General features: G+C 65.3%; 13 protein-coding genes. 3 read left to right on the top strand and 10 right to left on the bottom strand.

Annotated features, from left to right (window positions below):
• The 4 genes from J4D28_RS14070 to J4D28_RS14055 form a co-directional block, all read right to left on the bottom strand.
• Window positions 1–702 (bottom strand): sigma-70 family RNA polymerase sigma factor (locus tag J4D28_RS14070; protein WP_207246426.1); only part of this gene is annotated, 702 nt, incomplete at its 3' end.
• Between the two features lie 2 nt (window positions 703–704).
• Complete coding sequence (locus J4D28_RS14065) at window positions 705–1,145, bottom strand: carboxymuconolactone decarboxylase family protein (protein ID WP_103331037.1); 441 nt, start codon at window positions 1,143–1,145, stop codon at window positions 705–707.
• Window positions 1,146–1,245: 100 nt separating this feature from the next.
• Window positions 1,246–2,250 carry a YhcG family protein gene (locus J4D28_RS14060; protein WP_103331038.1) on the bottom strand — a complete coding sequence of 335 codons (1,005 nt, stop codon included), beginning with the start codon at window positions 2,248–2,250 and terminating at the stop codon, window positions 1,246–1,248.
• Window positions 2,251–2,373: 123 nt separating this feature from the next.
• Window positions 2,374–2,784 carry a hypothetical protein gene (locus J4D28_RS14055; protein ID WP_103331039.1) on the bottom strand — a complete coding sequence of 137 codons (411 nt, stop codon included), beginning with the start codon at window positions 2,782–2,784 and terminating at the stop codon, window positions 2,374–2,376.
• A gap of 223 nt (window positions 2,785–3,007) precedes the next feature.
• Between J4D28_RS14055 and J4D28_RS14050 the strand changes: the two genes are divergently transcribed.
• From J4D28_RS14050 to J4D28_RS14040, 3 genes are read left to right on the top strand one after another with little or no spacing between them, the layout of a single operon-like run.
• A complete protein-coding gene (locus J4D28_RS14050) occupies window positions 3,008–6,229 on the top strand; it encodes an efflux RND transporter permease subunit (RefSeq protein WP_103331040.1) in 3,222 nt (1,073 codons plus the stop codon).
• Window positions 6,219–7,385: an efflux RND transporter periplasmic adaptor subunit gene (locus tag J4D28_RS14045; RefSeq protein WP_103331041.1), complete on the top strand. Its 1,167-nt coding sequence runs from the start codon at window positions 6,219–6,221 to the stop codon at window positions 7,383–7,385. Before J4D28_RS14050 ends, J4D28_RS14045 begins: the two co-directional genes overlap by 11 nt.
• Window positions 7,369–8,787 carry an efflux transporter outer membrane subunit gene (locus J4D28_RS14040; protein ID WP_103331042.1) on the top strand — a complete coding sequence of 473 codons (1,419 nt, stop codon included), beginning with the start codon at window positions 7,369–7,371 and terminating at the stop codon, window positions 8,785–8,787. The genes J4D28_RS14045 and J4D28_RS14040 overlap by 17 nt, the downstream gene beginning before the upstream one ends.
• A gap of 1,530 nt (window positions 8,788–10,317) precedes the next feature.
• On the opposite strand, the gene msrA is transcribed toward J4D28_RS14040, so the two are convergent.
• The 6 genes from msrA to J4D28_RS14010 all read right to left on the bottom strand — a co-directional run bounded on the left by msrA (window position 10,318) and on the right by J4D28_RS14010 (window position 18,408).
• Window positions 10,318–10,767, bottom strand: a complete 450-nt coding sequence (gene msrA, locus J4D28_RS14035) for a peptide-methionine (S)-S-oxide reductase MsrA (RefSeq protein WP_103331043.1) — start codon at window positions 10,765–10,767, stop codon at window positions 10,318–10,320.
• 17 nt (window positions 10,768–10,784) lie between these two features.
• Complete coding sequence (locus tag J4D28_RS14030) at window positions 10,785–11,840, bottom strand: glycine betaine ABC transporter substrate-binding protein (RefSeq protein WP_103331044.1); 1,056 nt, start codon at window positions 11,838–11,840, stop codon at window positions 10,785–10,787.
• Complete coding sequence (locus J4D28_RS14025) at window positions 11,837–13,903, bottom strand: ATP-binding cassette domain-containing protein (RefSeq protein ID WP_103331045.1); 2,067 nt, start codon at window positions 13,901–13,903, stop codon at window positions 11,837–11,839. The genes J4D28_RS14030 and J4D28_RS14025 overlap by 4 nt, the downstream gene beginning before the upstream one ends.
• A 126-nt stretch (window positions 13,904–14,029) precedes the next feature.
• A complete protein-coding gene (locus J4D28_RS14020; protein WP_103331046.1) occupies window positions 14,030–14,998 on the bottom strand; it encodes an aliphatic sulfonate ABC transporter substrate-binding protein in 969 nt (322 codons plus the stop codon).
• Window positions 14,999–15,419: 421 nt separating this feature from the next.
• Window positions 15,420–16,703 (bottom strand): Zn-dependent hydrolase, encoded by a 1,284-nt coding sequence (locus J4D28_RS14015; protein WP_103331047.1) that lies wholly within the window; start codon window positions 16,701–16,703, stop codon window positions 15,420–15,422.
• 217 nt (window positions 16,704–16,920) lie between these two features.
• Window positions 16,921–18,408, bottom strand: coding sequence for an NCS1 family nucleobase:cation symporter-1 (locus tag J4D28_RS14010; RefSeq protein WP_009048421.1), 1,488 nt, complete (start codon window positions 18,406–18,408; stop codon window positions 16,921–16,923).
• Window positions 18,409–18,698 lie beyond the last annotated feature (290 nt).

Below are 18,698 nucleotides of genomic sequence, written 5' to 3'. Positions count from 1 at the left end.
CCGGCTCAACGACTCGCCCACAAACGCCAGCACCGCTTCCAGCCCATACAAGGTCTCGCGAATGGCGCTGGCTTTGCCGCCGCCATCGGCGCACAGCTCGACGTCTTCGGAGAGCATGGCGGCCAGGCCTTGGGTCGAGCCGCTGGTGATGGCGGTGTGGAAGGCGGTCAGCAGTTGTTCCTGGCGTGAGGGGTCTGGCTGGTAGCGCGCTTGGGTGTTGCCCAGGCTGGCTTTGGCGCGGGAGACCAGTTTGCGGCAGGTGGCTTCCTGGACGCCGAGGGTTTGCGCGACTTGGGGGTAGTCCAGGTCGAAGATGTCGTACAGCAGGTAGGCGGCGCGTTCCTTGGGGGTCAGGCGTTCGAGCAGGAGCAGGAAGGCGGTGGACAGCGACGAGGCCAGTTCATGGCTCTGTTCGGGGGAGTCGTGATGCAGGGTATGGATCGGTTCTGGCAGCCAGGTGCCGACGTAGTCCAGTCGCGAGCGCTGGGCCGAGCGCAGCAGGTCGATGCAGTGCCGGGTGCAGGCGGTGGTCAGCCAGGCGGCCGGGGTGGCGATGGAGGCCTTGTCGGCCTCCAGCCATTTGATGAACAGGTCCTGCACCACGTCCTCGGCCTCGGCGCGCGAGCCGAGGAGGCGGTAGGCCAGGCCCAGCAGGAAGCTGCGACGGCTTTCGAACACCGTCGTGTCATCGATTCGATCCATCCTCAGTGCCTCGACACCTGCAAGCGATTCCACAGGTTGATCATGCCGATATCGGCCGTCAAGGCGGCGATCTGCGCTTCGCTGAAATGTTCGCGCAGGGCGGCGCGCAGCGGGCCGAAGTCGGTGTCTTCGCGCAGCACGGTGAGGGCTTCGGTCCAGGCCAGGGCGGCGCGTTCGGCGGCGTTGAAATCGCTGACATGGCGCCAGACCACCAGGCGGTCCAGGCGCTCGTTGCTTTCGCCGTCTTCACGGGCCTCGCGGGTGTGCATCTTCACGCAGAAGCCGCACTGGTTGATCTGCGAGGCGCGCAACACCACCAGGTGGTGCAGTTTGCGGTCCAGGCCGTGGGCGTCGATCAGGCCATGGACCTGGCCCAGGCTTTCGAAGATCTCGGGGATGGTTTGCAGCAGGTTGACGGCTTGGGTCGGGTGGCTGGATGACATGGGGTGGCTCCGTTAATTGAGGGATACACCGACATGACGGGTCAGCCTGGCGGTTTGTGACGGGGTGGTGGAAAAATAATTTGGGGTCCGATAAGGAGGCTCAAACCGCCTGAGGATTCAGCGCATAAAACTCATGCAGCTTGGCCCGCAGCAGCTTCTTGTCCGGCAGTTGTGTCTGATACTCGGCGATCAATGCGGGTGAGAGTGAGCGGTTGAGGGCGTACTCGACCACCTCGTCGTCCTTGCTGGCACAGAGCAACACACCCAAGGCCGGGTTCTCATGGGGTTTGCGCACCTGACGGTCCAGCGCCTCCAGGTAGAAATCCAGCTTGCCCAGGTGTTCCGGCTCGAAGCGCCCGACCTTAAGTTCAATGGCCACCAGGCAATTCAACCCACGATGGAACAGCAGTAGATCCAGCACAAAATCACGCCCGCCAACCTGCAATGGGTAGCGTGAAGCGACAAAACAGAAGTCCCGCCCCATTTCGATCAGAAAGTCTTTCAGTTGCTGCACTAACCCACTGTGCAAGTCGGCTTCGCTATGACCTTGGGCCAGGTCGAGAAACTCCACTACATAGGCGTCCTTGAACACCTTTAGAGCTTCTGGGTGAATTTGTCTCAACGCTGTCGAGACTTTTGCCGGTTGGGTCAGTGAACGCTCAAAGAGGGCCGACTTGATCTGGCGCTCCAGTTCCCGGGTTGACCATTGTTCCTGGATCGTCATGCGTAGGTAGAACTCGCGCTCTTCTGGCCGCTTGCCTTGCGCAAGAATGATCAGGTTCTGGGTCCAGGGTAATTGTGTCAGCAGTGCTGACACTTTCTCCTCGCCTCGATAAACCTCATAGAACTGCCGCATGCGGAACAGGTTACGCCGGGTAAAACCCCGCAACCCCGGCTGCTGCCGCGCAAGATAATCCGCCAGTTGCTGAACCACTCCATCGCCCCACTCCGCCGCCTGGATCTTACGACTGATATAGGCACCGACCTGCCAATACAGCTCCACCAGTTCGGTGTTCACCGCCCGCATCGCCCGTTGGCGCGCGGCGGCGATCATTTGCGCCACTTCGTTGAAGGCCGCATCGGTGGATGGCAGTGCTTGATTCATAAAAAGGGTCCTGCCTGAAGGATGTAGTCCACCATCATCAGGCGGCCCTCAATCAACGTGCAGTCAGCCGCCTCTCTTTCTATTGAGCGAAATTTCCTGGATTGAGCAACGCCGACAGCCCTATCACCCCGGCATACACTCAAACCCATGCGCACTCGCCACCTGTTTCCCCTGGGCATCCAACAACCGCGCCCGCACCTCGGTGCCCAGGGTCGATTCCACCAGCTTGTAATGCTCCCCCGCCTGGAAGTTCGGGTAGCTCACATGCCCGTGGCAGTCGACCTGGTTGGAGTCGCCGCCGACTTCTTCGAACAGGGTCACGTCCAGGCGGTGGGCGCCGGGCTGGACTTCGAAGTAGCGGCCGTCGTCGACGTTCTTGCCGTCGACCCGTTCGGCCAGCAGGTCGCTGGGGCCCTCTTCTTCGAGGCTGATCCAGGCTTCCTTGGGGTCGGGCTGGGGCATCGGGCCGGCGCAGGCGGATAACAGCAGCACCAGGCTCAGGGCGGGAATCAGCAGCAGGGGTTTGGTATTCATGGCAGGTACCTCGGCAGTAAAAAAAACGACACAGGGCGAAGCGAAAAAAGCAGTCGCGCCGGATTGCCATCCAGCTTGTCGAGGCCCCATGCAGAGGACAAATGAATCCCCGTGAAAGGAAATTCAGGCCCAACCTAAAACTTCCTTCACCTGGCTGAAAGCCGCGTGTTAGGTGGGTCGCTGGAGACTGCCGAGCTTTGTTTCCGCCTCGGAGGTCCACCCCATGCTCGGGCTGGTCAAGACCGCTCTGCTCAAGCCCTACACGTTTATCGTGCTGGCGATTTTCATCTGCATCATCGGGCCGCTGGCGGCCCTGCGTACGCCCACCGATGTGTTCCCCGATATCGGCATTCCGGTGGTGGCGGTGGTCTGGCAGTACACCGGCCTGTCGCCGGACGCCATGGCCGGGCGGGTGATCTACACCTACGAGCGCTCCCTGAGCACCACGGTCAACGACATCGAGCACATCGAGTCGCAATCCTTGCCGGGCATGGGCATCGTCAAGATCTTCTTCCAGCCGGGGGTGGATATCCGCACCGCCAACGCCCAGGTCACGGCGGTGTCGCAAACCGTGCTCAAGCAGATGCCGCCGGGCATCACCCCGCCGCTGATCCTCAACTACAGCGCCTCGACGGTGCCGATCCTGCAGATGGCCTTCTCCAGCCCGACCCTGTCGGAAGCGAAAATCCGCGACCTGGTGCAGAACAATATCCGCCTGCCCCTGAGCTCGGTGCCGGGGCTGGCGATGCCGACGCCCATGGGCGGCAAGCAGCGGCAGATCACCCTCGACCTGGACCCGCAGGCGCTAGCCGCCAAGGGCCTGTCGGCGCAGGACGTGGGCAATGCCCTGGCGGCGCAGAACCAGATCATCCCGGTGGGCACCGCCAAGCTCGGCGCCAGTGAGTACACGGTGCTGCTGAACAACAGCCCGAGCGCCATCGACGAGCTCAACGACCTGCCGATCAAGACCGTCGACGGCGCGCTGATCACCATCGGCCAGGTGGCCCATGTGCGCGACGGCTCGCCGCCGCAGAGCAATATCGTGCGGGTCGACGGCCACCGCGCGGTGCTGATGCCGGCGCTGAAGAACGGCAATATCTCCACCCTGTCGATCGTCGATGGCATTCGCCAGATGCTGCCGCGCATCGACGAAACCCTGCCGCCGGCGCTGAAGACTTCGCTGCTGGGCGACGCCTCGGTGTTCGTCAAGCAATCGGTGGGCAGCGTGGCCCGCGAAGGCATCATCGCCGCGCTGCTGACCAGCGCGATGATCCTGCTGTTCCTCGGCAGCTGGCGCTCGACCCTGATCATCGCCGCCTCGATCCCCCTGGCGGTGCTCGCGGCCATCGCCCTGCTCGCCGCCAGCGGCCAGACCCTTAACGTCATGACCCTGGGCGGACTGGCGCTGGCGGTGGGGATTTTGGTAGACGATGCCACGGTGACCATCGAGAACATCAACTGGCACCTGGAACAGGGCAAGGCGGTGAAGGCCGCGATCCTCGACGGCGCCAAACAGATCGTCGGCCCGGCCTTCGTCTCGCTGTTGTGCATCTGCATCGTCTTCGTGCCGATGTTCCTGTTGCAGGGCATCGCCGGTTACCTATTCCGGCCCATGGCCCTGGCGGTGATCTTCGCCATGGCCAGCTCGTTCATCCTCTCGCGGACCCTGGTGCCGACCCTGGCCATGTACCTGCTCAAGCCCCATGTGCCGGAAGCAGGCCCGGGGCATCACCCGGAAGACGAATTCATCAACCACCACGAAGGCGAACAGCACGCCCGGCCACGGCATGCCCTGGTGCGCGGGCTGCTGGGGTTCCAGCAGGGGTTCGAGCGGCGCTTCTCCAATGTCCGTGACACCTACCATGGCCTGCTGAACCTGGCCCTGGCCCACCGCAAGCGCTTCCTGCTGGGTTTCCTCGCCTGCGTGCTGGCCTCCTTCGCCTTGCTGCCGAGCCTCGGCCAGGACTTCTTCCCGGCCACCGACGCCGGCGCCCTGGCCCTGCATGTGCGCCTGCCCCTGGGCACGCGGATCGAGGAAAGCGCGGCAGCCTTCGACCGCATCGAGGCGCGGATTCGCGAGGTGATTCCGCCGGAGCAACTGGACAGCGTGATCGACAATATCGGCATCCCCCTGAGCGGCATCGACATGGCCTACAGCAGCAGCGGCACCATCGGCCCGCAAGATGGCGATATCCAGGTCACCCTCAAGCCCGGCCACGCGCCGACCGCCGACTACGTGAAGCAATTGCGCGAAGCCCTGCCGGAAAGTTTTCCCGGCAGCCAGTTCGCCTTCCTGCCGGCGGACATCAGCAGCCAGATCCTCAACTTCGGCGCGCCGGCGCCGCTGGACGTGAAAATCTCCGGCCCCGACGGCGCCGCCAACCGCGCCTATGCCCTGGAGCTGCAACGGCGCCTGCAGCATGTGCCGGGCATCGCCGACCTGCGTATCCAGCAGTCCACCGGTTACCCCTCGCTGGCGGTCAAGGTCGACCGCCTGCGGGCCAATGGCCTGGGCATTACCGAGCGCGACGTGACCAACAGCATGGTGGCCTCCTTGGCCGGCAGTTCCCAGGTGGCGCCGACCTTCTGGCTCAACCCGCAGAACGGCGTGTCCTATTCGATCGTCGCCGCCACTCCGCAATACCGCCTGGACAGCCTGCCGTCCCTCGAGGCCCTGCCGGTGACCGGCAGCAACGGCCAGTCGCAGATCCTCGGCGGCCTGGCGAGCATCTCGCGGGTGGACAGCCCGGCAGTGGTCACCCACTACAACATCCAGCCCACCCTGGACCTCTACGCCAACGTCCAGGGCCGCGACCTGGGCGGCGTGGCCCGGGATATCCAGAAAGTCCTCGATGACAGCCAGGCGCTGCGGCCCAAGGGCGCGACCATCAGCCTGCACGGGCAGATCGACGCCCTGCATGAAGCCTTCAGCGGCCTGAGCCTGGGCCTGCTGGGCGCGGTGGTGCTGATCTACCTGCTGATCGTGGTCAACTTCCAGTCCTGGCTCGACCCGTTCGTGATCATCACCGCGCTGCCGGCGGCCCTGGCCGGGATTGTGTGGATGCTGTTCCTCAGCGGCACCTCGCTGTCGGTGCCGGCGCTGACCGGGGCCATCCTCTGCATGGGCGTGGCCACGGCCAACTCGATCCTGGTGGTGAGCTTCTGCCGCGAACGCCTGGCCGAACACGGCGATGCCCTGAAGGCCGCGCTGGAGGCCGGCTATACGCGCTTTCGCCCGGTGTGCATGACCGCCCTGGCGATGATCATCGGCATGCTGCCGCTGGCCCTGTCGGAGGAGCAGAACGCGCCCCTGGGCCGCGCCGTGATCGGCGGCCTGATCCTCGCCACCACCGCCACCCTGCTCTTTGTTCCCGTGGTATTCAGCCTGGTCCACGGGCGTCACCCCACTCGCGCTGTCGCTGGAGAAAGTACCCATGTCGCCTGAACACACCCCCTCGCGCAAACGCCTGCTGTGGCTCGGCATCGGCGGCCTGACCCTGGCCGCCCTGCTGGTGGCCAACGGTCTGGCCGCGCGCACCCGCCATGAACGCGCGGTGGCCGCCTGGACCGAAACCGCCGCCGTGCCCCAGGTGCTGGTGTTACAGCCGCAGCAGAACCGCCAGGGCGACACCCTGCGCCTGCCGGCGCACCTGGAAGCCTGGAGCAAGGCGCCGATCCACGCCCGGGTCAGCGGCTACCTGAAAAGCTGGAACAGCGACATCGGCGCCAAGGTCCAGGCCGGGCAAGTCCTCGCCGAAATCGACAGCCCCGACCTCGACCAGCAGCTGGCGCAGGCCCATGCCCGGCTGGTGCAGGAACAGGCCAATGCGCGGCTGGCGCAGACCACCGCCGTGCGCTGGCAGAATCTCGTGGCCAGCCACTCGGTGTCGCGCCAGGAGGCCGATGAAAAAACCTCCAACGCCGCGGCCGCCAAGGCCAATGCCGAAGCGGCCGCTGCCGATTACGCGCGGCTCTCGGCCCTGGAGAACTACAAGACCATCCGCGCGCCCTTCGCCGGCACCATCACCGCGCGCCACACCGATATCGGCCAGTTGATCAAGGCCGACAACGACAGCGATCCGCAGCTGTTCGATCTGGCCGACACCCACAAGCTGCGGCTCTACGTGCCGGTGCCGCAGAACTACGCCAGCGTGATCCGCCCCGGCCTCACTGCTGAGCTGACGGTACCGGAACACCCCGGCCAGCACTTCAGCGCGCGGCTGATCGGCGACTCCACCGCCATCGACCAGAGCTCCGGCACCCTGCTCGCCCAGTTCGTCGCCGACAACCCCGACGGCGCGCTGCTGCCCGGCGACTATGCCGAGGCCGCCCTGGCCCTGCCCGCCGACACCCGGGGCGTGAGCATCCCGGCCAGCGCCCTGATCTTCCGCGCCCAGGGCACCCAGGTGGCGCTGCTCGACGAGCACAATCACGTGCACCTGCGCGACATCCATATCGGCCTCGACCTCGGCGCGCGGCTGGTGATCGACCAGGGTCTGCAAGCCGCCGACCGGGTCATCGACAACCCGCCCGATGCCCTGCGCGAAGGCGACCTGGTGCAACTGGCCGACGCCGGAGGTGAGCATGCGCCCAAGGCTTGAACCGCTTGCTGTATTGCTGTTGCTGGCCTTGCAAGGCTGCTCCCTGGCGCCCGGCTACCAGGTGCCAACCGTGGAGCTGCCGGCCCACTACCGCGAACAGACCAGCGACGGGCCCTGGCATCCGGCACAACCGGCAGATCAACTGGCCAGCCAGTGGTGGCTGCTGTACCAGGACCCGCGCCTGGATGACCTGCAACAGCGCCTGCTCAAGGCCAACCCGGACCTGGCGGCGGCGCTGGCACACTTCGACGCGGCCCAGGCCTATGCCAGCCAGCTGCATGCCGGGCTGTTCCCGCAGATCAGCGCCAGCGGCCAGTCGCTGCGCCAACGCCAGTCGGACCACCGGCCGTTGCGCGGCAGCAGCCAGCCTTCGGTGTACAACAGCAACACCGCCGGTTTTGCCCTGAGCTTCGACCCGGACCTGTGGGGGCGGATTCGCAACCAGGTGGCCGCCGGCGATGCCCAGGCCGAAGCCTCGGCCGACGACCTGGCGGTGGCGCGGCTGAGCCTGCAACAGCAGTTGGCGAGCCTGTATGTGCAGCTCAATGGCCTGGATGCGCAGAGCGCGATCCTCAGCCAGTCCCTGGACGACTACGCCCAGGCCCTGCAACTGACCCGCAGCCGCTATCAGGGGCAGATCGCCTCGGAGCTGGACCTGACCCGCGCACAAAGCCAGCTGGCCAGCGCCGAAGCCGAGCTGGACGAAGTGCGCGGGCAACGCAACCTCACCGAACACGCGATCGGCGAACTGGTGGGCGAGCCGGCCAGCCAGTTCCAGCTGCCCGCGGCCACTCAGGCACTGACCCTGCCTGGCGTACCGCAACAACTGCCCAGCGCCCTGCTGCAACGCCGCCCGGACATCGCCGCCGCCGAACGCCGGGTGTTCGCCGCCAACGCCAACATAGGCGTGGCCCGGGCTGCCTGGTACCCGGACTTCAGCCTCACCGGCCTGCTCGGCGGGCAGACCCAGGGCAGCGGCAACCTGCTGGCGGCGGGCAATCGCTACTGGGCGCTGGGGCCCCTGGTCAACCTGCCGATCTTCGACGGCGGCCGCCTGAGCGCCAACGAACGCCAGGCCCACGCCGAATTCGAAGAAGCCGCCGCCCACTACCGCAGCCAGGTGCTGCGGGCGGTGCGCGAGGTGGAGGACAACCTGGGGCAGTTGCGGGATTTGCAGCAAGAGGCGCTGGACCAGCAGGCGGCGGTGAATGCCGCCGAGCATACGCAGGCTTTGGCGATGAACAGTTATCGGGCGGGGGCGGTGAGTTATCTGGAGGTGGTGACGGCGCAGACCGTGGCGTTGCAGGCGCAACGTAGTTTGCAGGCGCTGCAGACTCGGCGGTTGCAGGCGAGTGTGGGGTTGGTGGTGGCGTTGGGTGGGGGGTGGAAAGCTGGCGCTTGATGCCAGAGGCGGGGCTATAGAAAGCTCGATATTGCGTGCTTGCTATCACTCGACCGTACAGCAGTCGTGAACCTCAATCCTCCTATGTACATATCCATTCCTGCGGTCACGGCGACTTACGGTTCCGCTCTTACAGCGGGTCACTTTGGAAAGTCCGGAAGCCGGCCCAGCCCAAAGTAACCAAAGCGCCCTGCCCCTGGCGTCCGGTCCTCGCTAAGGCTCGGATTCCCTCGCTCCGGTCCTGCTCCGTGGGCCGCCGCCACAGGCCATCCATGGCCTGGGGCGGCTAACTCGGCATCCCTGCCGAGTTGCCCACTGCGCAGAACCTCCACTCGGCCTCCCGATGGGGCAAACAATCAAAAGCAACGCGAGGCGGCCTACCGGCCGGCCTGTGTTTGAAAGCGTGCGTTCTGTAGCCGTAGCCATGTAGCCGCTGCCGCAGGCTGCGATCGGGCGCGAAGCGCCCGTAAAACCAGGCGATGGGGGGCATCAGGCAAACCGTGAATACAGGCTTGGCGTCCCTTCGGGCCGATCGCAGCCTGCGGCAGCGGCTACAGGGAGCGCCGTTGAATCCAGGCCGGCCGGTAGGCCGCCTCGCGTTGCTTTTGCTTTTGATCTGAACGCCCCGTTAACCACGATGGCCGAACGCAGGCATTGAGCCGTGGGTAACCCGGCAGGGATGCCGGGTTAGCCGCCCCAGGCCATGGATGGCCTGTGGCGGCGGCCCACGGATCAATGCCGGAGTGAGGGTATGCCGAGCCTAGGCGAGGCACCGAGTGGTGGGGCAAAGCGCTTTGGTTACTTTGGCGCTCTTCCAAAGTGACCCGCCGTAAGGGCGGAACCCTAAGTGGTCGTGACCGCAGGAATGGATATGTACCCCATCCAAAAAATGCAGCGCCAGAACAGACGCCATCGCGGGCAAGCCTCGCTCCTACAGAAGATGCGCAACCCACTGCCTCACAGCACACACCTCCCTGTAGCCGCTGCCGAAGGCTGCGATAAGGCCGCAGGCCTTCAGCGATCTCAAAACCTTGCGCCCCCTTCGGGGTCGATCGCAGCCTCGCAGGCTCGGCAGCGGCTACAGGGAGCGACTCAGCCCCAGGCCGGCAGGCCGCCGTCTTGCTTTGGCTTTGGCTCTTGCTTTGGCTTTGGCTTTGGCTTTTGATCTGAACGCCCCGTTAACCACGATGGCCGAACGCAGGCATTGAGCCGTGGGTAACCCGGCAGGGATGCCGGGTTAGCCGCCCCAGGCCATGGATGGCCTGTGGCGGCGGCCCACGGATCAATGCCGGAGTGAGGGTATGCCGAGCCTAGGCGAGGCACCGAGTGGTGGGGCAAAGCGCTTTGGTTACTTTGGCGCTCTTCCAAAGTGACCCGCCGTAAGGGCGGAACCCTAAGTGGCCGTGACCGCAGAAACGGATATGTACCCCGTCCAACATCACCAGCGAAACCACTACCGCTATCGCGGGCAAGCCTCGCTCCTACAGAAGCCAACCTGCCGCGAGAGCAAAACCACCTGCGGCCAGCGCCTCAGATATGGCAACTACTCAACCCATTCTTCTCCAAATACCGCTGATGCCCTTCATCCGCCAACTCAAACCGCCCCAGCGGCACCACCACTGTGGCCACGGGTTTGTTGAGACGGCCGGAGTCTTGCAGGGCCGTCTTAGCCTGCCGTGCCTGTTCAGCCTGCAGGGCGTCGGTGTGGAAGATCGCCGAACGATATTTCCCCCCTCCATGCTCCCCCTGCCGATCCACCGAAGTCGGATCATGCAGCCCCCAGAAGTGCTCGATCAGGCTCGAATAAGCCAACACCCGAGGATCGAAATCCACCTGCACCACCTCGATCCGCAACGACTCGTCACCCGCCTCCACCGCGTAGCCCACCCGTGTTTCCACCACCCCCGGCAGCGCCCGGAACGCGGCTTCCGCGCCCCAGAAACAGCCCGCGCCGAAGGTCGCCTGCTTGATCCCGCTCATGTTCCGATACTCCTCGCTCACTGCACCGATCCGACTTTCTCGCCGCTGGCGCCCAGCCATTGATCGACGATCGCCGGGTTGGCCTGGACCCAGGCCTTGGCCGCTTGCGCCGCCGGTTGCTGTTCCTTTTCGATCCTGAGGATCAGGTCGTTCAGCACCTGCGGGTCGATGCTGAAGTTTTCCAGGAAGGCGGCGATCCGTGGCGCGCGTTTCTGTAGCGAAGTGGAAGCCAGGACATAGACCCGGGCGTCCGGGTAGGCGCAGGTTATCTTGCTCTTGTTCAGCCAGTCGGCGTCCACCGTCGGGCTGACGAATTTCCAGCAGCCGTCGGCCTTGTACAGCGGGTCGCCCTTCTTGTTGTCCTGGGCGTAGCCGTCGAACGCCGGCTCGTCCAGGCGGCGCAGGTCGAAGGCGGAGAAGATCCAGTCCGGGGTGTAGGCGTAGAACACCACGCCGCGCTGGGCCTTGTAGGCCGCGGCGAGTTTGGCGTAGGTCACCGAGGCTTCGGTGGACACCGATTCGAATTTATCGGCAAAGCCGAAATCCTTGGCCTTGATCTGGCCGATATAGGTCGACTCCCAACCCGCCGGGCCCACCAGCAATTGCGCCTTGCCGCCGCCCAGGGGTTCGAAGAGTTTCGCCACTTCGGGTTTCTGCAGGTCGTAGACCGACTTCACGCCGTACTTGTCTTGCAGGTAACCGGGGATATAGAAGCCCTGGACCCCGAGGTAGGGCTGCTTGTTCGGCACCAGTGAGCGGGTGCCGCCAGTGACGTACTTGGCCCAGGCGGCGGATTGATTAGGCAGCCAGATATCGGTCAGCACATCCACCGAGCCGTCGCCCTTGGCTGCGGCGGCGAACAGCACCGGTATGTCACCGGCGAGATAAGACACGTCGCCGTCGAGGCGGCTTTTGATCACCTCGCCGAGGATGTTCTGGATGGCGATGGCGCCGGTCCAGTTCTGTTCGCCGATGACGATCTTGTCCTTGGCCAGCACCGGCAGGGACAACCCCAACAGCAGCGCGGCGGCGCCCAGGGTACGGGAAAACGACTTGTTCAAGAGACACCTCATGGCTGATGGAAAGCGCGATCCCGCTGGCGCAGGGTCGCTTGAATGATGCGGTCGGGAATCAGTGCGCAGAACACGATCGCGGCGCCGGCCAACATGCCCTCGCCGCCCTTGATATTGCGCAGCGCGGTCATCACGTCGTAGCCCAGGCCGCCGGCGCCGATCAGCGCCGCGACCACCACCATCGACAGGCTCATCACCAGGGTCTGGTTGATCCCCAGCAGCAGCGAGCCGGCGGCCAGGGGCAGCTCGACCTTGGTCAGGATCTGCCACGGCGTGGCGCCATGGGCCAGGGCCGCTTCGACGGCGGTCCTGGGCACTTCCTGGATCCCCAGGGCGGTGAGGCGGATCATCGGCGCCAGGGCGAAGATCAGCGTGGCGATCACCGCCGGAGTCTTGCCCACCGAGAAGAATGCCACCGCCGGGATCAGGTACACGAAGGTCGGCAGGGTCTGCATCACATCCAGCAAGGGCGTGATCAGGCGCCGCGCCAGGGCGCGCTTGGCCAGGAGGATGCCGGCGGGCACGCCGATCAGCAGCGACAGCAGCACCGAGGACCCCACCAGGGCCAGGGTGGCGATGGTCCGCTCCCAGAAGCCGAACAGGCCTATATAGAGCAAGGCCGCCGCGCTGGTCAGGGCCAGGGCCGCGCCGGCCGAGCGCCAGGCCAGCAGCACCAGGGCCAGCGCCGGCACGGGCCAGGGCAGCCAGCCCAGCAGGCTTTCGATGCTTTCGATCACCGTGCGCACGGCGACTATCACGCCGACGAAGGTGCTTTCGAAGGTGACCTGGGACCAAGCGATCAATTGGTCGATGGCCGCCGCGGTGCTCAGCAGCGCCTGGCGGTCGGCGGGAAATTGCAGCCAGGGGCCGCTGGCGTCCACCGCTACTACCCGCCACAACACCAGGCCCTGGCACAACAGCAGCACCAGCCACGGCAGGCGCCAATCGGAACGGCCCTGGCGGCTCGGACGGCGGGCCAGGGTCACGCTGAGCAGGCGGCTGAGCAGCAGGCCAAGAATCGCCAACCCAGCCCAACCGAGACTGGCGCTGGCCAACCATTGGCCCAGGGCACTGGCCGCCGCCAATTCCAGGGCGAAGCCCAGCCAATACAAGGCGCCATGCCCGCTGGCGGCCAAGGCCGCCGGCCCCAGCAACAGCGCCTGCCAGAAGGAAAACCCCGGGGCCGCGGGCGCCGGAGCGGCCGCTGTTTTAGCCGAAGCCACGGGCGCCGCGACAACCGTGTCGCTGCGCGCGCCGTGCTCCTGGAAGAAGTCCGCCACCTCAGCGTCTGCCGGGTGCTCCAGCAACTCGCCGGGGCTGCCGAGCTGGATCAGATGGCCCTGGCGCAGCACCGCGATGCGGTCGGCCAGGCGCAAGGCCTCGGCCGGGTCGTGGGTCACCAGCAAGGTGGTGATGCCGCGCTCGCGCACCAGGCGCAGGAAGTGGCTTTGCAGGTCGCGGCGGATGGTCGGGTCGAGGGCGCTGAAGGGTTCGTCCATCAGCAGGATGTCCGGCTCGCTGACCAGCGCCCGGGCCAGGCCAACCCGCTGCTGCATGCCACCGGACAGTTCATGGGGATAGTGCTCGCCCCAACCCTCCAGGCCCATGGCCCGCAGTTGCACATCGGCGGCGGCCTGGCGCAGCGCCTCGGGTTCGCCGCGCAGTTCCAGGGGCAAGGCGACGTTGTCGCGCACGCTGCGATGGGGCAGCAGGCCGAAGTGCTGGAAGACCATGCCGATGCGCCGCGAACGCAGGGTGCGCAGGTCCTTGGCCGAGAGCTGGCTGATCGCCGCGCCGTCGATCAATACCTCGCCGCTGCTGGGTTCGATCAGCCGGTTGATGTGCCGCAGCAAGGTGGATTTACCGCTGCCGGAGGTGCCCATCAGGCACAGCACTTCGCCACGGCGCACGCTGAGGCTGACTTGCTCCACCGCCGGCGCGGACGAGCCGCGGCCGTAGCTTTTGGTCAGGTTGCGCAGCTCCAGCACCACCTCGGCGCTGGCCGGTTGCGGGGCGGACGAGGCTGGGACGGCAAAGGCCGCTTGGGGGTGAACGGCGGACACAGGAACTCCTGACGCCGGGCGCGCAGCGGCGTAACCGGCGGTGATGACAAAGGGAAAATGGGTGGGGCCGGCCAGCCGGCTACCCCAGGGGAATGGGCTCGCCGAAGAAGGCGAGCCAAGGCTCAGTTACAAATGCGTGGGGCTCCACAGTTGCACCGCGCGGGCATCCACCGGCTTGGGCAAGAGTTTTTCCTGGTAGAAGGCGTCGGCGATTTTCTGTTGCTCGCCCAGGGCGTCCGGCTGCACCGCTTCCACCTTGTAGGTGCGGCGGCTGTTGGCCAGCTCCACCGTGCTCACGTCCAGGTTGCCCCACAGCGGACCCAGCAGTTTTGCCGCCTCCGTCGGGTGCGCCTTGACCCAGGTGCCGGTCTTCTGCAACTCGGCGAACACCTGCTTCAGCACTTCCGGGTGAGCCTTGGCGTAATCGTTGGAGGCCAGGTAATAACGCCGGTAACTGGCCAGACCCTGGCCGTCGTGCAACACCCGCGCGCCCTGCTGGCGTTCGGCGCTGGCGACGAAGGGTTCCCAGGTGACCCAGGCATCGACCTTGGCGGTTTCCAGGGCGGCACGGCCGTCGGCCGGGGTCAGGTACACCGGCTGGATATCGGCGAAACTCAGGCCGACTTCGCGCAGCGCGGCGATCAGCAGGTAATGGCTGCCGGCGGCCTTGGTCACGGCGACGCGCTTGCCCTTGAGGTCGGCCAGGGATTTGAGGGTGGAGTCCTTGGGAATGACGATGGACTGCGCCGCAGGCGACGGGGTTTCCGTGGCGAAGTAGGTCAGCTTGGCTCCGGCGGCCAGGGCGAACACCGGCACGGTGTCGGCGACATCGGCGCTGATATCGACGTTGCCCACGTTCAGCGATTCCGCCAGGGGCAGGCCGCTGGTGAATTCATGCCAGGAGATCTTCACGCCCTGCCCCGCCAGTTGTTTTTCCAGGGTGCCCTGGGCCTTGAGCACCGCCAGCAGGGTCGAGGATTTCTGGTAGCCGATACGCAGGTCGGTATCGGCTTGGGCATCAAGGGCCATGCCCAGCGCCAGACCGGCCAGGGCGGTGATCGACAAGCTACGACGCAAAGCAAAGGGCAGGCGCATGGAGGCGGACCTTCTGGGAGACAGGAAAGTCGCTAAAAGCTAATCGATCTAAGAATCAAGATATAAATACTTTTTGGGAATTAGCTTAGGTTCGGGTGGACGATCCCAAGCTGCATGCGATGGCCGATCACAACATCACCCTGTAGCCGCTGCCGAGCCCGCGAGGCTGCGATAAGGCCCGCAGGGCCTTGGTTCCCGATATCCCGACGAACCTCAATCGGCCTTGAGATCGCCGCGCCGGTTCCGGGCGATCGCAGCCTGCGGCAGCGGCTACAGAAGTGGTGTTCTCACGACCACCGCAAACCTGTAGGAGCGAGCTTGCTCGCGATGACCGTCAACGATAACGCGCCGCTTCCTGGAGAAATGCGGTGCCCTCTGGTTTATCGCGAGCAAGCTCGCTCCTACAGGTGGACGATGGTCGTCAAGCGACGTGTTGTCCTTTGGCCACGGCCTGGGACGCCGCCAGCATCGCCCGCAGCAACACCGCGCAGCCGGCGGCGAGGTCGTCGGGGTCGGCGTTTTCGATTTCGTTGTGGCTGATGCCGCCTTCGCAGGGCACGAAGATCATCCCCGCCGGCCCCAGTTCGGCGACGAAGATCGCGTCGTGCCCGGCGCCGCTGACGATGTCCATATGGCTCAGGCCCAACCCCTGCGCCGCCTCGCGCACCGCGTCGACACAGATCTTGTCGAAATACAGCGGCGGAAAGTCCGCGGTCGGCTGCAGGTCGAAGGTCAGGCCATGTTCTTCGCAGGTGCTGTCGATCACCTGGCGTACCTCGGCGATCATCGAGTCCAGGCGCGCCGGTTCCAGGTGCCGGAAGTCCAGGGTCATGCGCACCTCGCCCGGGATCACGTTGCGCGAACCGGGATAGGCCTGCAGGCAACCCACGGTGCCGCAGGCATGGGGTTGATGGCCGAGGGCGGCGCGGTTGACCGCAGCCACCACCGCCGCCGCGCCGACCAGGGCGTCCTTGCGCAGGTGCATCGGGGTCGGGCCGGCGTGGGCTTCGACACCGCGCAGCTTCAGGTCGAACCATTTCTGGCCGAGGGCGCCGAGTACGACGCCGATGGTTTTCTTCTCGTCCTCGAGGATCGGCCCTTGCTCGATATGGGCTTCGAAGTAGGCCCCCACCTTGTGCCCGCTGACCTTACGGCTGCCGGCATAGCCGATGGCGTTCAGCGCATCGCCGACGCTCACGCCCTCGGCATCGGTCTTGGCCAGGGTCTCTTCCAGGGTGAATTTCTCGGCGAACACCCCGGAGCCCATCATGCACGGCGGGAAGCGCGAGCCCTCTTCGTTGGTCCACACCACCACTTCCAGCGGCGCCTCGGTTTCCACCCCGAGGTCGTTGAGGGTGCGCAGCACTTCGAGCCCGGCCAGCACGCCGAAGCAGCCATCGAATTTGCCGCCGGTGGGCTGGGTGTCGATATGGCTGCCGGTCATCACCGGCGGCAGCTGCGGGTTACGCCCGGGGCGGCGGGCGAAGATATTGCCGATGCCATCCACCGTGACCGTGCACCCCGCGGCCTCGCACCATTTTACAAACAGGTCGCGGGCCTGGCGGTCGAGGTCGGTCAGGGCCAGGCGACAGACCCCGCCCTTGACCGTGGCCCCGAGCTTCGCCAGCTCCATGAGCGACTGCCACAAGCGGTCGCGGTTGATGTGCCGGTGGCTGGATTGCAGAACGTCGACGGCAGCGTTCATGGTGATCTCCTCAGGCTTTTCTGGTTGTCGTTGACGAGGTCGGGCTCGTCTTGGGTACTGTGGTGTCTGGTGGATCGCATCGCGCAAAAAAGCGACACGGCCCCTTGTAGGAGCGAGCTTGCTCGCGATAAACGTGCAAACAACCTTGTCTGCCTGTTGGATCGCGTTATGTCTGCTGGCCAATCGCGAGCAAGCTCGCTCCTACAGGGTCCGTCCATCACACCGGCGTCTTGGCGGTCGCGGTTCGCGGGCTGCCCAGGCTGCACAGCCCGTAGTAAATGATCCCGCCCAGCGCCGAGCCGGTGAACCAGCCGTAGCTGTAGAACCAGCTGAACGCATCGCTGCCCAGGGACAACAGGGTCAGCGCCACCGGCACGCCGAAGGCGATAAAGCCGTACCAGTTCCACGCCGGGTACACGTCATCGCGGTACAGCCCGGCCAGGTCCAGCTGCTGTCTGCGGATGATGAAATAGTCCACCACCATGATCCCGGCGATGGGCCCCAGCAGGCTGGAATAGCCCAGCAGCCAGTTGGAATACACGGTCTCCAGGCTCACATCCGAGACCAGCAGGCCGAGCTTTTTCAGCAGTTCGTGGGCCATCAGCGCCAGGCCGACGAGCCCGGTGAGGATCACCGCCTTGGTGCGGCCGATCAGCTTGGGCGCGATGTTCTGGAAGTCGTTGGTCGGCGAGACGATGTTCGCCGCGGTGTTGGTCGAGAGCGTGGCGATGATGATCAACGCCATGGCCAGGGCCACCCAGCCGGGGCTCTGGATATGGCCGATCAGGCTCACCGGGTCGGAGACGGTGACGCCCACCAGTTTCACCGAGGCGGCGGTCATCACCACCCCCAGGGCGGCGAACAGGAACATGGTCAGCGGCAGGCCGAAAATCTGCCCGAGGATCTGGTCCTTCTGGCTTTTCGCGTAGCGGCTGAAGTCCGGGATATTCAGCGACAGGGTGGCCCAGAAACCGACCATCGCCGTGAGCCCGGCGAAGAAGTAGCTGTAGACGCTCGCCCCTTCCGGACGCTTGGGCGGCTGCGCCAGCAGTTCGCTCAGCGACACATTGGGCAACGCCCACACCAGCAGCCCCGCGCCCACCAATACCAGCAGCGGCGCCGACAGGGTTTCCAGCCACTTGATCGACTCGGCGCCACGCAGCACCACCCACAGGTTGAGGGTCCAGAAGATCATGAAGCCGATCACCTCGCCGGTGCCGCCCAGGGCCTTCCAGCCCTCGAAGATCGAGCCGAGGAACAGGTGGATCGCCAGGCCGCCAAACATGGTCTGGATGCCGAACCAGCCGCAGGCCACCAGGGCGCGGATCAGGCACGGCACGTTGGAACCGAGGACGCCGAAGGACGCACGCAGCAGCACCGGGAACGGGATGCCGTACTTGGTGCCGGCGAAGGCGTTGAGGGTCAGGGGGACCAGTACCACGATATTGGCCAGCAGGATCGCCAGCAGCGCCTCGCCCACGGTCAGGCCGAAATAGGCGGTGAGCACGCCGCCCAGGGTGTAGGTCGGCACGCAGATCGACATGCCGACCCACAGCGCGGTGATGTGCCATTTGTTCCAGGTGCGCTCATGGACCTTGGTCGGCGCGATATCGTGGTTGTAACGGGGGCTGTCGAGCACGTCGCTGCCGGCGTCCAGCTCGTACAGGCCGGCACGCTCGGTCACTTGAGATCTGTTCTGTTGCATGGCCGCTCCACTTTTTTCTGATTATTTTTGCTCATCGGGCGGGCCGGCAGACGTGCTGCCAGCCCGGCGATGGCCGGAGAACTGACGACTTTTACCGACCGGCCATCCTGTCGACGGCGGCACTCAATAAGCGTGCCGGCTGGTCCATCGACGGAGCTCCACAGTCGGTAAAATCCATGTAAACAACTGATGTTTCTTCAGTTTTATTCTGAACAACTTCCTGTCTTGGATAACGTGCCGGTTCACTCAGGCCGAATGCCGGGCTAGTTGTCCATCGGGTCAGGACTCAA

Origin of the sequence: Pseudomonas sp. GW531-T4 (assembly GCF_017349615.1) — a bacterium.
GTDB classification, from domain to species: Bacteria; Pseudomonadota; Gammaproteobacteria; order Pseudomonadales; family Pseudomonadaceae; genus Aquipseudomonas; species Aquipseudomonas chlororaphis_I.
This window is presented reverse-complemented; position numbering and strand designations above follow the sequence as displayed.

Excerpts from the sequence above, each read along its gene's own strand:
- J4D28_RS14010 (WP_009048421.1), bottom strand. The coding sequence starts at position 18,408 with ATGCAACAGAACAGATCTCAAGTGACCGAGCGTGCCGGCCTGTACGAG.
- J4D28_RS14030 (WP_103331044.1), bottom strand. The coding sequence starts at position 11,840 with ATGAGGTGTCTCTTGAACAAGTCGTTTTCCCGTACCCTGGGCGCCGCC.
- J4D28_RS14065 (WP_103331037.1), bottom strand. The coding sequence starts at position 1,145 with ATGTCATCCAGCCACCCGACCCAAGCCGTCAACCTGCTGCAAACCATC.
- J4D28_RS14045 (WP_103331041.1), top strand. The coding sequence starts at position 6,219 with ATGTCGCCTGAACACACCCCCTCGCGCAAACGCCTGCTGTGGCTCGGC.
- J4D28_RS14050 (WP_103331040.1), top strand. The coding sequence starts at position 3,008 with ATGCTCGGGCTGGTCAAGACCGCTCTGCTCAAGCCCTACACGTTTATC.
- J4D28_RS14055 (WP_103331039.1), bottom strand. The coding sequence starts at position 2,784 with ATGAATACCAAACCCCTGCTGCTGATTCCCGCCCTGAGCCTGGTGCTG.
- J4D28_RS14040 (WP_103331042.1), top strand. The coding sequence starts at position 7,369 with ATGCGCCCAAGGCTTGAACCGCTTGCTGTATTGCTGTTGCTGGCCTTG.
- J4D28_RS14020 (WP_103331046.1), bottom strand. The coding sequence starts at position 14,998 with ATGCGCCTGCCCTTTGCTTTGCGTCGTAGCTTGTCGATCACCGCCCTG.
- msrA (WP_103331043.1), bottom strand. The coding sequence starts at position 10,767 with ATGAGCGGGATCAAGCAGGCGACCTTCGGCGCGGGCTGTTTCTGGGGC.
- J4D28_RS14060 (WP_103331038.1), bottom strand. The coding sequence starts at position 2,250 with ATGAATCAAGCACTGCCATCCACCGATGCGGCCTTCAACGAAGTGGCG.
- J4D28_RS14015 (WP_103331047.1), bottom strand. The coding sequence starts at position 16,703 with ATGAACGCTGCCGTCGACGTTCTGCAATCCAGCCACCGGCACATCAAC.